The 427-nt window shown below is 66.5% G+C and carries 1 protein-coding gene; it reads left to right on the forward strand.

The genetic code is table 11. The features are described 5' to 3' along the window. Positions 1-16: 16 nt before the first annotated feature. Positions 17-427: AraC family transcriptional regulator (locus tag ACWTU8_RS32875; protein WP_455851381.1), on the forward strand; the 411-nt coding region annotated here is incomplete at its 3' end.

The following is a 427-nucleotide window of genomic DNA, read 5'->3' on the forward strand; positions in this document are numbered from 1 at the left end:
GCTCGCGGCTCGGCCTTTGTCGACGGAAGAGCCGCTCGACACCGCCATCATCTCCGGTGGCGAAATCATTCGCTCCATGGCTGCCGCCCAGGAGATCGTCGCCTGGCTCCAGCGCACGGGTGTACGGCGCACGGCGAGCGTGTGCACAGGCGCCTATCTGCTGGCGGAAGCTGGACTTCTCGATGGCAGGCGCGCCACCACCCACTGGTGGAGCACGCACGATTTTGCACGCCGCTACCCTGCGGTGAAACTCGATGCGGAGCGGATCTTCGTCAGGGATGGCAGCGTGTGGACCTCGGCCGGCATTTCGGCCGGCATCGACCTGGCATTGGCGCTCATCGAGGATGATCTTGGCCCGGCCATGGCGCGACGCGTTGCCCAGCAGCTTGTCGTGCATCAACGCCGCCCCGGCGGCCAGTCGCAATTC

Source organism: Mesorhizobium sp. BHbdii, from assembly GCF_053848045.1.